12 protein-coding genes are annotated in these 13,051 nt (G+C 57.3%); 1 reads left to right on the top strand and 11 read right to left on the bottom strand.

Annotated features, from left to right (window positions below; translation table 11 throughout):
- Positions 1-128: 128 nt before the first annotated feature.
- The 11 genes from BBKW_RS03135 to BBKW_RS03185 all read right to left on the bottom strand — a co-directional run bounded on the left by BBKW_RS03135 (position 129) and on the right by BBKW_RS03185 (position 12,139).
- Complete coding sequence (locus tag BBKW_RS03135) at positions 129-2,624, bottom strand: lysylphosphatidylglycerol synthase transmembrane domain-containing protein (RefSeq protein WP_228429052.1); 2,496 nt, start codon at positions 2,622-2,624, stop codon at positions 129-131.
- A gap of 85 nt (positions 2,625-2,709) precedes the next feature.
- A complete protein-coding gene (gene purB / locus BBKW_RS03140; protein WP_033501312.1) occupies positions 2,710-4,152 on the bottom strand; it encodes an adenylosuccinate lyase in 1,443 nt (480 codons plus the stop codon).
- 114 nt (positions 4,153-4,266) lie between these two features.
- Positions 4,267-5,748 (bottom strand): PGAP1-like alpha/beta domain-containing protein, encoded by a 1,482-nt coding sequence (locus BBKW_RS03145; RefSeq protein ID WP_033501311.1) that lies wholly within the window; start codon positions 5,746-5,748, stop codon positions 4,267-4,269.
- Entirely contained in the window at positions 5,745-6,068 is a 324-nt protein-coding gene (locus BBKW_RS03150) for a hypothetical protein (protein ID WP_033501310.1), read from the bottom strand. Before BBKW_RS03150 ends, BBKW_RS03145 begins: the two co-directional genes overlap by 4 nt.
- 156 nt (positions 6,069-6,224) lie before the next feature.
- Complete coding sequence (locus BBKW_RS03155; protein ID WP_228429053.1) at positions 6,225-6,791, bottom strand: DUF6466 family protein; 567 nt, start codon at positions 6,789-6,791, stop codon at positions 6,225-6,227.
- Complete coding sequence (locus BBKW_RS03160; RefSeq protein WP_033501308.1) at positions 6,788-7,807, bottom strand: vWA domain-containing protein; 1,020 nt, start codon at positions 7,805-7,807, stop codon at positions 6,788-6,790. The genes BBKW_RS03155 and BBKW_RS03160 overlap by 4 nt, the downstream gene beginning before the upstream one ends.
- Positions 7,804-8,871: a VWA domain-containing protein gene (locus BBKW_RS03165; RefSeq protein ID WP_033501307.1), complete on the bottom strand. Its 1,068-nt coding sequence runs from the start codon at positions 8,869-8,871 to the stop codon at positions 7,804-7,806. The genes BBKW_RS03160 and BBKW_RS03165 overlap by 4 nt, the downstream gene beginning before the upstream one ends.
- Positions 8,872-9,396 (bottom strand): hypothetical protein, encoded by a 525-nt coding sequence (locus tag BBKW_RS03170; protein ID WP_033501306.1) that lies wholly within the window; start codon positions 9,394-9,396, stop codon positions 8,872-8,874.
- Complete coding sequence (locus BBKW_RS03175) at positions 9,393-10,346, bottom strand: DUF58 domain-containing protein (protein WP_033501305.1); 954 nt, start codon at positions 10,344-10,346, stop codon at positions 9,393-9,395. The genes BBKW_RS03170 and BBKW_RS03175 overlap by 4 nt, the downstream gene beginning before the upstream one ends.
- A complete protein-coding gene (locus BBKW_RS03180; protein ID WP_033501304.1) occupies positions 10,343-11,410 on the bottom strand; it encodes an AAA family ATPase in 1,068 nt (355 codons plus the stop codon). The genes BBKW_RS03175 and BBKW_RS03180 overlap by 4 nt, the downstream gene beginning before the upstream one ends.
- An 18-nt stretch (positions 11,411-11,428) precedes the next feature.
- Positions 11,429-12,139: a uracil-DNA glycosylase gene (locus BBKW_RS03185; RefSeq protein WP_003836526.1), complete on the bottom strand. Its 711-nt coding sequence runs from the start codon at positions 12,137-12,139 to the stop codon at positions 11,429-11,431.
- Between the two features lie 167 nt (positions 12,140-12,306).
- Here BBKW_RS03185 and BBKW_RS03190 point away from each other — a divergent pair, with 167 nt between their 5' ends.
- Complete coding sequence (locus BBKW_RS03190) at positions 12,307-12,993, top strand: LytR C-terminal domain-containing protein (RefSeq protein WP_033501303.1); 687 nt, start codon at positions 12,307-12,309, stop codon at positions 12,991-12,993.
- Positions 12,994-13,051: the final 58 nt, after the last annotated feature.

The following is a 13,051-nucleotide window of genomic DNA, read 5'->3' on the forward strand; positions in this document are numbered from 1 at the left end:
ATTCTGATTACGAACATCCACGTTCTCTATGATATTAGCGCACTGTTATGAGGAAAACGGCATTTTACAAGGGCTTTAGGTGCTTTTTTTGAAAATCGGGGGGAAACCAAAGCGTACGGGGGTATTTGTCAGATCAAATTGTGCTTGTCGAGCCATTTCATAGCCAGTGCGCCGACCGGAATTCGCAGCCAGTAGAAGGCGATTCGGTAGACGAGAGTAGCGGAAACAGCAATGGTGGAGGGGATGCCTACGGCGGTAAACGCCACCGACAGCGCGGCTTCCACGGCACCCAGACCACCAGGTGTGGGAACCGCGGAACCCAAGGTGTTGGCAAGCAGGAAGATGAACGTGGTTTCTATGGGATTCGCGTGGCACCCAAAGGCCATCAACGCGGCCCAGAAGCCCAGTCCGGTCGCAAGGTTGAGTACCAATGCGCCCGCTATGCCGAAAGCCAGTTCTTTCGGGCGTGCGAGAACGTCGACTAGATTGCGTGCATAGGTCTTTGCCATCGGAAGATATTTCTCGGTCACCAAATGACGTACCGGAGGAATCGCCATGGCCGCCGACACGACCAGTGCGACGAGGGCGATCACCATGATCAGCGTATTCGTCGGAATCATGCCGGACAAGGTGTTGCGCCCCGTGAACAGGCCGATCGTCAGCAGCAGCACGATGGTGGTGCCTCCTTGCACGGCCCAGACCGCGCTCATAACCGCCGTCGCGGCGGTGCTGCGATAACCGCTTTTACGCAGGAACTGAAGGTTGACGAACGCGGGACCAACACCGGCCGGCATGGAAACGGCGGTGAAGCCGGATGCCATCTGAGAGCAATACAAGCCGATCGTATTGCGTTTATCGGAATCCATGAACACGCCCAAGGTAATGGCGGAGCCAAGCCATGCAATAAAACCGAGAGCAACGCAAACAAGGGCCATAGCGAGATTCGCGTCTCTGACCGCTTTGATCATCTCGGCCGGCTGGATCTGTGTGAACACCACATATACGGCAATCACCAGCAAGGCGATGGCGAAGAAGGAGCGGAAGCTGAATCGCGATAGCGTGACTTTTTCCATCGAATCCGCAACATTCTGCGGGGCAAGCGCGGAAATCCGTGTGCGTAGATCGGCAAGCATCTTCTTATCCCAACCTGGCAGTGCGCGCGTTGCGGCTGGAACGGCGGCTTTTTGCACAAAAGGCGCCAGATTGATCAGCTGCTCATCGCCCCAGGTTCTGCGAGCGCAGGCGACTGCACGGTCGACGCCGTTCAACGTCGCAAGCAATACGAGAAGTTGCACCTTGTCGAGGGCGAAGTTTGGCGATGCGCTGCCATAATCGCCATTCTGCCATCCGGCAATCACCGGTTGATTGTTCTCCATACGAGACAAGGTGTCGGGTGTGATGCGCCGATGTGTGAAACCATGGCGATGCGCTGCTGTGAGATATTCCATGAATGCTTCCATGTCATGGTCGGACATGGTGTTTTGGTTGCATTCCAGCGGCATGTGGTTGCGGTGGAACACCAGAATGGAGGATTCTCCATAATCAGCCACACCGTATACGTTCGGAGTTTCTAAGCCGGCATTGGATAGGCCAAGAATCATGGCGTAATGATGGTGCATGGCGTCAACGGAGGAACGATCGCGGCGCATGGAAACACCGGTCAGGCGAAGCCACTGCCACACCTGATTGAGGTAACCGGCCGCATGTACCTGATTGTCGAGTACGGAAACGGTGTACTGTGTGCCTTCATAATCGACGACATCGTAGATACGGGAGTTTTCGATCAGATCATCATCCAACGTGGCCTTCAATACTCCTGAATCGGCGTATGGGGCGACTCTGCGTGTAAGCAGTGATACATCAATGCCGATGGAACGCAACGATTGCTCGATTTGAGTGCCCCAAGCGCCATTGTTCTGCGTGCCGATGGCGAAGCGAATCAGCATGCCTATAACGCGGCCTATGGCATAGGATGCAATGGCACCGGCCAGCGAATTCCATGAAAGCACAACCATCAGCATCGCCACGGCGTACAGTACATTCCATCCCCATTTGGTGCATGAGCGGATACGACGCGGGCCTGAAACGGTGAGGAACGACGCTATGGCGGCGTAAAAGTCGGGAAGCAGTCCGGTACCTACGGATGTGCTGTTGGATTGCAATGGAATGATCAGCATGGCATTGCCGGAATTGCTGATCAGCGCGGATACGCCCCATACCGTGAAGAATCCGAAGATGAGGGACACCACGGAAACCACGCTTTGCAGCCACTCTTTGGATGCGAGCAGCTGAATGAGCACACTGACTGTGATGCATACGATGGCAAGTTGCTGCAGCAGGGAGGATGGCACATCCATCAGCCAGCTGACTACACGTCCCGCGGAGCGAACGTCGGATTCCACGCCGGACGCGGTGCCGTGCAGATACACGGAGAACAGGATTACGCCTATGCCGAGCACCAGCGCGAAGAACGCGTGCGTCAAATCGGCGAAATCGCGGCTGCGCTTCGGTGGCACATCGTCGATATGCGGCTCGGGCTTATTAGCTTCGGGGGAGTGAGACACTGTTGACTTGCTCCATACGTATGAGATTGGCTTCAGGTGGGTCACATTGCCCCACTGCATTCGATAATACGCCTTGAGGGTGGCTACGAAATACGTGGCCACCCTCAAAATGCATGGTTTTTAGCGCTTATTCGACAGTTGCGGTTCAGCGGTCGAAATCCACCAGCTTGCCGGCGACACCGGTATATGTTGCCGGAGTCAGCGCCTTCAAGCGGGCCGCTGTGGCATCGTCGAATGCCTGCTGGTCGATGAACTGTTCGACGGCCTCCTTGGAGATTTCATGGCCGCGCATGAGCTCCTTGACCTTCTCGTACGGCTTGTCCATGCCCGGCAGACCTGCCAGTTCGCAGGCGCGCATGGCGGTCTGAATCGGCTCGCCAAGCACCTCCCAATTGGAGTCGAGCTCGGCTTCGATGGCGATGTCGTTCGGATGGATGGAATTCAGGCCGCCCATCAGATTATTGAGCGCCAGCACGGAATAGCCCAGTGCGGAACCGATATTGCGCTGTGTGGTGGAATCGGTCAGATCGCGCTGCCAACGGGACTCGACGAGCGTTGCGGACAAGGTGTCAAGCAGCGAGCAGGAGATCTCCAGATTCGCCTCAGCGTTTTCGAAACGGATCGGATTGACCTTGTGCGGCATGGTGGAGGATCCGGTGGCGCCCTTGACGGGAACCTGGGCGAACGCGCCACGGGAGATGTACATCCATACATCCACGCACAGGTTGTGCAGAATACGGTTCGTATGGCTGATGGTACCGTACAGCTCGGCCTGCCAGTCGTGCGATTCGATCTGCGTGGTCAACGGATTCCAAGTCAGACCCATGCGGTTGGTGACAAACTCACGGGAGACGGCAACCCAATCCACATCCGGGCATGCGGCCAGATGCGCGCCGAACGTGCCGGTAGCGCCATTGATCTTGCCGAGATATTCCTGAGCCTTGACCTTGTTCAGCTGGCGGTTCAGACGGTACACGTACACCGCAAGCTCCTTGCCCAGCGTGGTTGGGGTAGCCGGCTGGCCATGGGTCAGCGACAGCATGGCCTTGTCGCGGTATTCTTCGGCCTTCTGAGCCAGATGGTCGAGGATGGCCTGCGCGCCCGGCAGCCACACGTTCTCGATGCCGTTCTTCACGCAGCGGGCAATGGACAGGTTGTTGATGTCTTCGGACGTGCAGGCGAAATGCACCAGGGTCTTGAGTCCGGTCAGCTGGGTTTCATGGCCGAGCACGTCGGCGGCCTTGTCAAGCTGATCGTCGATATAATATTCCACGGCCTTCACATCATGATGGGTTTTGGCCTCATGAGCGGCGTGCTGAGCGATGCCTTCGGCACCGAAATCCTCAGGGATGGAGCGCAGGAACGCCTGCTCCTCATCGGTAAGCGGCTTGACGCCCGGAACGATGGTTTGGTTGCCGTTGCCTTCAAAACCGTTGGCAAGCAGAATCATCCATTCGACTTCCACACGCATGCGCTCGCGGTTCAATGCCGGTTCGCTCAAATATTCGACAAGCGGAGCGGTCTGCCCATGGTAACGGCCGTCAAGAGGAGTCAATGCGATTGCAGGGGAGATATCAGTAAGCTTCATAGGTAACAGCATACGTTCAGCCGTAAACGAGATCCGGGTATCTGTCCGCTCGGCGGATGTCGCCTATCGTGCGTTATCGGTTCTGCTCGGCTGCGGCATGGCCGCTGTGTGCTTTCATTTGCTCATACGACCTTCGAAATACATGACCTCCTGCAGGTCGCCGTCGAGAATCTCATCGAAATGTCGTTCGTGGGTTTTCACGGCGGACGATCCCATATCGGTTGCGTTCTGATATGCGGCTTGATGATATTTCAGCCAATGCGTGATCTCCTTGTTGTCGGGAGCGTCTATGACGGGGGTTCCCGAGAACGTTGATTTCGGATTGTTGTCGGACTTGCTTGCAGTGCCGCGTACGGTCAGCCAATGTTCGGAATTGGGATTGGGCGCTCCATCGAGGGCTGCCACAAGCTCGTCGTCCATCTCCACGCTGGTCACCCACGTTTTGTCTGGAATCGGATGGTTGGCTACGGGCGATCCGGCGGTGACCACATGTTTGACGTCATAATCGTCCTTCAGATCCGATGCGATGGTGGCTGCGACGATGCCGCCCTGCGAATGCCCGATCAGCGCAACCGGCTCATCGGAGTTGATGCCGGCCTGTTTCATGGCTTCCTGCACCATGCGTGCGCTGTCCGCCTCCATACGCTGCTTGCTGTCGGAACTCATAAGCTCAACGTTCTGCGGCCATCCGAACGGGGAATCCCGCTTGCCGTCGGTGCCGGGAATGGTGACGAGCCATGAGTTGGTGCCATCGGTTCTACGGTATTTGGAGATGGCGATGGTACCGTACGTAAGCCCGCTGTCGAGATCGGCTTTGCCGAGACGTTCCTCGCCGAGACGCCGAAGATCTTCCATCGCTTCGCCCACGCTATGCGATTCTCGAACCACTTCGGTTTTCGGCCGTACTCGGGTGACGGTGAGGTTGTTGCCCTGAATAAGGTTGTAGCCACGCGAGGATGCTTTGGAAATGGTGCCGGCCGCATGGTTGACTTCGTCGGTATGCAACAGGCCTGCGACTTTGCCGTATCCGCTGAGTGCGGCGCCGGCCGCGCCCATAATGCCTTCCTGTGCCCAATCCAACGAATCCAACAGGTAGATGGGGTTGGATTTGCCTTCGTTGATGGAACCCATCACGTATCCCAAGGCGGACATGGCCATGCCAGCAAGTATCGACTCCTTCGGGAATGATGTGATCGTCAATTGCAGGAGTTCGTTTAAGGCCCTTCTGCCGGCGTCATCGACTTGGGAATACAGAGATTGCGCACGAATGATCAATGCCGATAATTCAGACAATCGTGCCGCCATCGCTCCCAGTGCGCTCGCGTGGCCGTCGCAACGTTCGATAAGTTGATTGTACGGCAATTCGATATGGTCTGCGGCATTGCAGTAGAAGTTTGATCCGGACAACGGGGCGATGGCCGATGATGCATAGGGATAGGTGGAAAGCTGAAAGCTCAACGCTCGGAACGAGTCATGGGTGCGGTTCAGTTCGTCGGCCGCATGGCTGAGTGCTTTCGCAGCACGCAGATATGCTTCGGCTTCTTCTGTGGAATATTTGCATCCGCCGCTGACTCTGGCGGTCACTTGCCAGCTCATGCCGCACCTACCGACCATAGGATGCGTAAGGTGTCGTTGAGCGCGTCTCGCAGCGCCAAGGATTGTTTGCGTAACTCATCGAGCCGCGCGCGATATAGTTCGGCGGCGGTTCCCGTCCAATCGGGCAGTGAACTGGATGCGAGCGCGGCGTCAAGATCATCGAGGCGTCGCGATGCGGAAGTGAGTTTGGCGTTGATCAGCGCTTGAGTGACGCGTATGCCGGTACGACAGTGGCAGGGCATGCCCGGCATTGAAGCCAAGGTGTTGATGGGGTTGTACCCCAGTGAGGGAACAAACGGGTATGCGATTGAAGTGTTCATAGCTGTATTGGAACACAACGGGAGGCTGCCGTGGCGTGGAGAACGAGACCTGTGGTCGGAGGATGGTCGAAAAACAAGTTGCCGGCGTGTCGCTGTTGGAAAATCAACGAAAGCACGCCGGCATGCCTGTGGATAACTTGCTTGAAGCAAGTCCCCTTACCAAGGTTTTGCAGGTGAGGACGTTCCGTCGGAATCCTGTTTGGCGGCAGAACCGGAATCGTTGGAATCGGATTGGGTGGATTGTGCGTTCTGTGCCAGAAGCTCCTCGACTTTCTGACGCTGCTCGTCGGTCAATGTGCTTCCGTTGCCTTGATTGCCGTCGGTGACGGACTGCTCGCCTTCGATGGCGGTGCCCGTATCGGATTTTCCTGAATCCTGCATTGACTGGATCTTCTTGCGTATGGATTCGGTCAGTCTTGCCGAGACGGCGGCGTTATGTTCGATGGATGAACGCACGTTTGGCAACAACAACACGCCTGCCGTTCCGGCTTCACGGAATTGGGCGTCGGTCTGCTGCTGCTGGGTCTGTAATTTGTCGAAATCGGCGTCCTGCTGTTGGCTGGCTTTGATATTCGCGTTCAAGCTGTTCGTGGCTTGATTGTAGTTGCTTACGGACGCGAGATTCACTATGGCAAGCGCGCCCACGGCGATTGAAATGGCCGCGATGACGGCGATGATGATGCGAACGGGCAAGGATGCGCGTGCTTTGACAGTCGTGCTCACAGCAGCCTCCTGGATTGCGTGATCCATGCTCCGGCTTCGAAGGCCAGCAGCAGCGCCACGGCAATGGCGAACGGCCAGACCACGGCGACGGTTCTCGTGCGTTGTTTGGTGGTTTGCGTGACACGCCATTGGCTGGATGCCTCTTTGGAGGCTCCGCCGTCCATGGTTGTTGTCGCGTTGAGTTGGATTGCGGTTCCGCTGAGTTCGTCGGCGATGGTGTTCATCTCGTCGGCGTTCATGCGTGATACGCCGGGTTCGCCGGTTTCCGGATCGGTGGCCCACTGTCCGTCGCCTTCGTTCACGCCATCGCCGGTCATGGGGATGTTACCCCCTTGTTCGCTGCCGACGGCAATGGTGAACGCGTCGGAAAGGTAGCGGCGTAGTGATGAGAACGTACGACGTGTTTTCGAAGATGTCTGTTCGCCGTCCGAAATCAGGTACAGCACAATCGCATCATCCGGATGCTGCTCATGAATCGACTTGCAGGTCAACAGCAACTGGTCAATCGGCACATCCAAAGTCGAACCGGCTGAAACGGAAGTCGATTCCGGTGCGAGCGTATCCGCCCAATTGTCGATTGCTTTCGAATCGGGTGTCAATGGAACATCCAATGTTCCCGAAGCTCCGAATCGCAATGCCGCGAAACTGGAATTCGGGTACATGGCGGTGATGTCTTTTACGGCCTGCTTGGAAACATCCAAACGGCTGAGTTGCTCGTCGGAACCGTATTGCGCGTCCTTGACCGCCATGGAACCGGTCACGTCGACCGCCACCACCACATCGGTGGCGTTGATCGCGCGGCTATTCGTGGATGAGACGATGCTTGGGGTCAATGCCATAACGGCCACGAGCATGCAGGTAAGGGAACGTCTTACGCAAGCCCAGACGGTTTCGTCGCTTTGCCCTCGTCTGCGGATATGCAGCACGATCTGTACGACTGCGCAAGCCAGCATGGCCACGGCGACCGCCGAGCCGACGGGCCAGCCCAAAGCTGGGGAGAGCGTCAGATGATTCATCGCTTCAACCTCCAAGCTAATATCAGCCAGAACACCATTACCACAGCCAGCGCCAATGTCCACCATCCAGGCGCGTCCGACATGGCGGCCTTGCTGTTTGACGCGCTTTCCTGGCTGCGACGTGATTCGATTTGTTTGACCAGTTCGGAAACGGAAGCGCCGTTCGATTGCGTGAGAAACACGCCGTCATGTGATTCGATTTCGGATTTGAACTGACTGGTGGTCTGCTCCGATTCGCTTTGCTGTGGTCCGGAAAAAAGCCCGTCAACCGTGATGTCCGCCTGTTTGGTCAGGTCGAGTGCTTCCTGAAGCGTGTATGTCGGATCTCCGGAAACGACATTATCGGTGGCGAGCACAATGGAAGCGGCACGTTGACGGGACGAGGTGTCCGCATTGGCGCTGCCGTAGGCGAAACCGGGCAGCATGGCCGCACAGCTCACTACGCCGTCGCCGATCAGAGAAGTGGCGTCCTTGCGATTCTGAGTGCCTTCCAACCAGTCGGAGATCGCCTGATAGTCGCTGTCTTTCATCTTGTCGATATCATCTTGCGATTCAACACCCTTCAGTATCGTACTGGCCTTGTCGAGCTGCTCGGATACCAGCTCATAATCGTCGGTCAACGGAAACACGGTACGTGACGTGGAATTGAAAATACTCAATCCGATGCGTTCGCCCTTGAAACTATCAACCAATCTGCGGTAGGTGTCGATCACTTCTCGGTCGTAAGGCAACGTCGATCCAGACACGTCCAAGCACAGCACGATATCGCGGCTGCTTGCGCGTTCCTCTCCTTCATCAACGGTGCTGGGGCGTGCCATCAGCGCTATCGTCAATACCAACGCGGCCACCAGCAGGACAGCGGCCATACGTGACAGCGTGCGCCACTGACGGAACAGCTTCGACGCGGTTTCGGTGTTGAGATCGTCATCTAAGCTGAACGTTCGTGCGGATCCGGTATCGGCATGCTTGCGTTTCGCGTCGACCAGCACCATGACGGCGACGACGGCCAATGCCGCAATCAGACCTGCGAAACTGGCCCACGGCCAGTGCCATGACAATTCCATTCATCGCCACCTTTCCACAAGATTGGCAACCCACTCTCCGGCTTGTTCGACGGTGGCCTCCCTGGCAGTGTGATTGCGTTCGGCATCAGCGAATTCCGGAGGATACAACGCTTCGATGGTCTGCCTGAGCAAGGTGAGACCATGCTGATTGCCTGTCGTGCGTGGAGTCGCTTCAATATCGGTGAGCGTTTGGCTGCGCACATCGCTGCCGATGGCTGCGGATGCAAAATCCCTTGCGATGGCCGCAAGCAGAGCGAACGCGTTCTCCCTCGCAAGATCGCCGTTGGCGTGACGGGCAACCACATCATCGATGCGTTCGTGCCATACCGACGTGCCCGTGGCCGCATCATGACGTCCGTGATTGACGGCCTTCGTGGGCTTACGGTTCGGACGTGACAGCCACACCACGAGAATGACGAGTGCCACAGCGATGGCGATGCACACTGCGATGACGATACCCAGACCCGTTTCGATATGAATCGGATCCATCGTGTCGAAACCGTTGTCGGACAAGGTGATGATCATGCCTTGCCTCCCAGAGTGAGTACGGATGGGGCTTTCAGCTGATTGCGCGTGGAGCGGGCGAGGGAAACGGATACCATCCGAACGAATTCGCGGAACATGCGTTCGCTTGAATCGGCGCGGATCACGGTGGAACCGCAACGATTCAACTCATGCCGGACGGATGCGGACAGATATTCGCGGTGCGTGCGAACCTCCTGCGCTGTTTTGCCAGTGCGTAGAAATGCGGGGACACGACGATTGCTGCTCGCGTCGAACACCGTGCGCGCTTGTGCGTCGTCGAATGGATTGATGGTGGCTACGTCAATAAGCACCATCGGGTGGGTTCTCGCGATCCTGCGAATGGATTCCATATGACGTTCCTCAAGTGCGTGCTCGTCAGTGGCGAGTATGACCAGCGCATCCCTATCGCGAATGCGGCGGATATACTCCAGCAAGGCGTCGATATTGCGGGGCTTGCTCCAATCACGTTGCAATGCATTGTCCAACGTCTGCTCGAATTGTGTGAATCCGCCATTAAAAGGCACGCGAGTGATCGAACCTGCGTCGCCGAACACGATGGACACTTCGTCTCCTCGGCGCAAGCTGAGCGAGGCGAACATGCACAAGGCGTTGGCTGCGACTTGGTGCGCCTGCTCACCGGAAACGCAGGTGCCGGTCATCTCCCGTCCGACATCAAGCAGAAGCCAGGCTCGCGAGGTGGATGGGCGTTCCCGCTGCACCACCATTGGACGACCGACACGAGCACTGGTCTTCCAATCAATCCATTTTGCCTCGTCTCCAGGCTCGTAGACGCGGATGTCCATGACATCGTCGGCGCCGAAACGTTTGTCCGACGCATGCGCTCCCTCAAGAGTGCCAAGTGCTTTACGGACGGTTGGCAGACTCAACGTGGTTCCGAGAGCCTCGATCTTGTTGCGGATCGGATCTTCGGAACGAATTGCGCCGATCATGGAACGGGAACCGCCTGAACGATGGAGTCCACCACCTGGTCGCTGGCGATGCCGTCGGCAAGAGCTTCAAACGTTAGCAGAATGCGATGGCGCAGCACCTCATGGGCGAAGGTTTTGACATCTTCCGGAACCACATAGTCGCGTCCCTGCATTAGCGCGTTGGCCTGTCCGATACGGATCAGCGCGATGGATGCGCGCGGCGAAGCTCCGAGACGCACCAGCGTGGACAGTCCCTGCACCGGCTTGGTGCCTGCCCCTCGGGATGTGGCCGCGATATCGACCGCATATTTCATGATCGCGTCGGAAACATGCACGCGTCGGGCGGCGGAGCGCAGGAATTCGACATCGCTGATGGATACGACATCTCCGGTGAGTACTCGTGAATCGAAGGTGTCGGAACCGCGACGGGTAAGCATGGAGAGCATGCGTTGCTCTTCCTGAGCGGTCGGATAGGTCATGACCGCCTTCATCATGAAACGGTCCATCTGCGCTTCAGGAAGGTTGAACGTGCCTTCCTCCTCGATGGGGTTCTGCGTGGCGATGACCATGAAAGGCTTCGGCAGCGCAATACGCTGGCCTCCGATGGTGGTGGCTCCTTCGGCCATGGCTTCAAGCATGGCCGACTGTGTTTTCGCGTTCGAACGGTTGATTTCGTCGAGCAGCACGAAATTGGCGTGGATGGGTCCGATCTGCGTGGAGAACTTCTGTGTGGCGAAATCGAAAACCTGGGTGCCCACCAGATCTGACGGCATCAGGTCTGGGGTGCACTGCACCCTTTTGAACGATCCGGACACAGAGGTAGCCAGCGTTTGCGCTGCCGTGGTCTTGGCCAGGCCAGGCACAGATTCGATGAGAATATGGCCGCCTGCCACCAGTGTGGTGATCAGCGATTCACGAAGATTGTCCTGCCCTACCAAGGTCTGTGCGAAGCGTGCGCGGATTCGTGCGCCGATTTGCTTCGCGCGGTTGATGTCTTCCGCAGACAACGTGCTTGGTTTGCTGACGGCCGGCATGGGAATGGGGACCGGGGCCGGTGCCGGATTTTTTGGAGGGAATAAAGCCATGATTGCTACTGTAACGGGTTAAGCTGACGGAAGGGACCAATTCACAGGCTTTTCACCTGCGGCGATGAGCGCTTGATTGGCGCGTGAGAACGGCTTGGATCCGAAGAATCCATATCGTGCTGACATGGGGCTTGGGTGGGGCGACGAGATGATGAACGCATTGGTGAGCAGCGGCTCCAACGTTTGCGCCTTGCGTCCCCACAGAATGGCGACCAAAGGCTTGGCGCTGCCGTCGGGATTACGGCGGTTGTTGAGCGCCCTGATCGCAGCGTCAGTGACGATCTCCCATCCTTTGTCTTGGTGGCTGCCGGGCTTGCCCGCTTCGACGGTCAGACACCTGTTCAGCAGCATGACGCCCTGGCTCGTCCAAGGCGTCAGATCGCCGTTCGCGGGCATAGGGATGCCGAGATCATCCGTCAGTTCCTTGTATATGTTGGTCAGGCTGCGAGGTATCGGCTTGACTTCCGGTGCCACGCAGAAGCTCAGTCCCACCGGGTGCCCGGGAGTGGGGTAAGGGTCCTGTCCCACGATAAGCACCTTGATGCTGTCGAACGGAATGGTGAACGCGCGTAGAATATTCGCGCTGGCCGGAAGATATCGGCGTCCGGCTGCGATCTCCCCTCGGAGAAAATCGCCCATGTGGTGCACCTGTGGCTCGACTTCGGCGAGGGCGTTCGCCCATCCGGGCTCCACGAGGTCTTTCAATGGTTTGATGTGCGCTTGTGTCATGAACCTTACTGTACGACGTGTTGCGGTCCTGACGATGGGCGTGGTCTGGTTTTCACGGGATGGTTTCACGGGCGTGCAGAATAGGGTGGGAATGCGGCTCGATTGCGTCCTGACTGAGGTGGTCGGTACACTTGGCAGGTAAGTGTGTGAGAAACGAGGTTTGCAATATGGCTAAGCAGGACAAGGAGACCTACGATTCCTACGAGAAGGATGTGTACGACAATCCTCCGGCGGGGCCCATGGGTGTTCATCGTGGTGCGCGTTCTGCAGCGTCCCGTGCCATGCCGTACGTCATTGTCATCATTGTGGCGCTGCTTGCGGGTCTGCTGTTCTGGGGCGTTTACTCGGGTGAGATCAACAATCTGAAGATGCCGTGGTCGTCGCAGGAGAGTCCGACCACTTCGAGTGCCGAAAAGAGCAAGAATAGCGGGAGCAAGTCCAAGTCCCAATCCGACTCCGCTTCCGGCAATAAGACGGACACATCCAATACCGATTCGCCGGCCGACTCGCAGCAAAACGACCAGAACGCCGACCAGAACGCCGACCAGAACGCCGACCAGACGGATAACACCACTGCGCAGCAGGTCGTGAACACGGGCACCGAGGTGCGCGTGGTGAACGCGACGAATATCACCGGTTATGCGCAGAGCAAGGTCGATGTGCTGGCCCAAGCCGGGTACACCAGCGTTTCCGCCAGTAATCCGACAGGAAATGTTCCCTCGCAGACCGTGGTTTGGTACCAGAACGAAACCGATAAGGCCACCGCCGAGAATGTCGCCCAGACCTTGGGGATTTCGAATGTGCAGCAGAGCGATGGGCTTGTCACGCCGATCGTCGTGGTGTTGCTGGACTGAAAAACGCCGTGGCAAACATGTGAAGCCTTGTTCTCCTCGTGGGGGCAGGGCTTTTGTT

Origin of the sequence: Bifidobacterium catenulatum subsp. kashiwanohense JCM 15439 = DSM 21854, assembly GCF_001042615.1 — a bacterium.
Lineage (GTDB): Bacteria > Actinomycetota > Actinomycetes > Actinomycetales > Bifidobacteriaceae > Bifidobacterium > Bifidobacterium catenulatum.

Excerpts from the sequence above, each read along its gene's own strand:
- BBKW_RS03135 (WP_228429052.1), bottom strand. The coding sequence starts at position 2,624 with ATGCAGTGGGGCAATGTGACCCACCTGAAGCCAATCTCATACGTATGG.
- purB (WP_033501312.1), bottom strand. The coding sequence starts at position 4,152 with ATGAAGCTTACTGATATCTCCCCTGCAATCGCATTGACTCCTCTTGAC.
- BBKW_RS03145 (WP_033501311.1), bottom strand. The coding sequence starts at position 5,748 with ATGAGCTGGCAAGTGACCGCCAGAGTCAGCGGCGGATGCAAATATTCC.
- BBKW_RS03150 (WP_033501310.1), bottom strand. The coding sequence starts at position 6,068 with ATGAACACTTCAATCGCATACCCGTTTGTTCCCTCACTGGGGTACAAC.
- BBKW_RS03160 (WP_033501308.1), bottom strand. The coding sequence starts at position 7,807 with ATGAATCATCTGACGCTCTCCCCAGCTTTGGGCTGGCCCGTCGGCTCG.
- BBKW_RS03165 (WP_033501307.1), bottom strand. The coding sequence starts at position 8,871 with ATGGAATTGTCATGGCACTGGCCGTGGGCCAGTTTCGCAGGTCTGATT.
- BBKW_RS03170 (WP_033501306.1), bottom strand. The coding sequence starts at position 9,396 with ATGATCATCACCTTGTCCGACAACGGTTTCGACACGATGGATCCGATT.
- BBKW_RS03175 (WP_033501305.1), bottom strand. The coding sequence starts at position 10,346 with ATGATCGGCGCAATTCGTTCCGAAGATCCGATCCGCAACAAGATCGAG.
- BBKW_RS03180 (WP_033501304.1), bottom strand. The coding sequence starts at position 11,410 with ATGGCTTTATTCCCTCCAAAAAATCCGGCACCGGCCCCGGTCCCCATT.
- BBKW_RS03185 (WP_003836526.1), bottom strand. The coding sequence starts at position 12,139 with ATGACACAAGCGCACATCAAACCATTGAAAGACCTCGTGGAGCCCGGA.
- BBKW_RS03190 (WP_033501303.1), top strand. The coding sequence starts at position 12,307 with ATGGCTAAGCAGGACAAGGAGACCTACGATTCCTACGAGAAGGATGTG.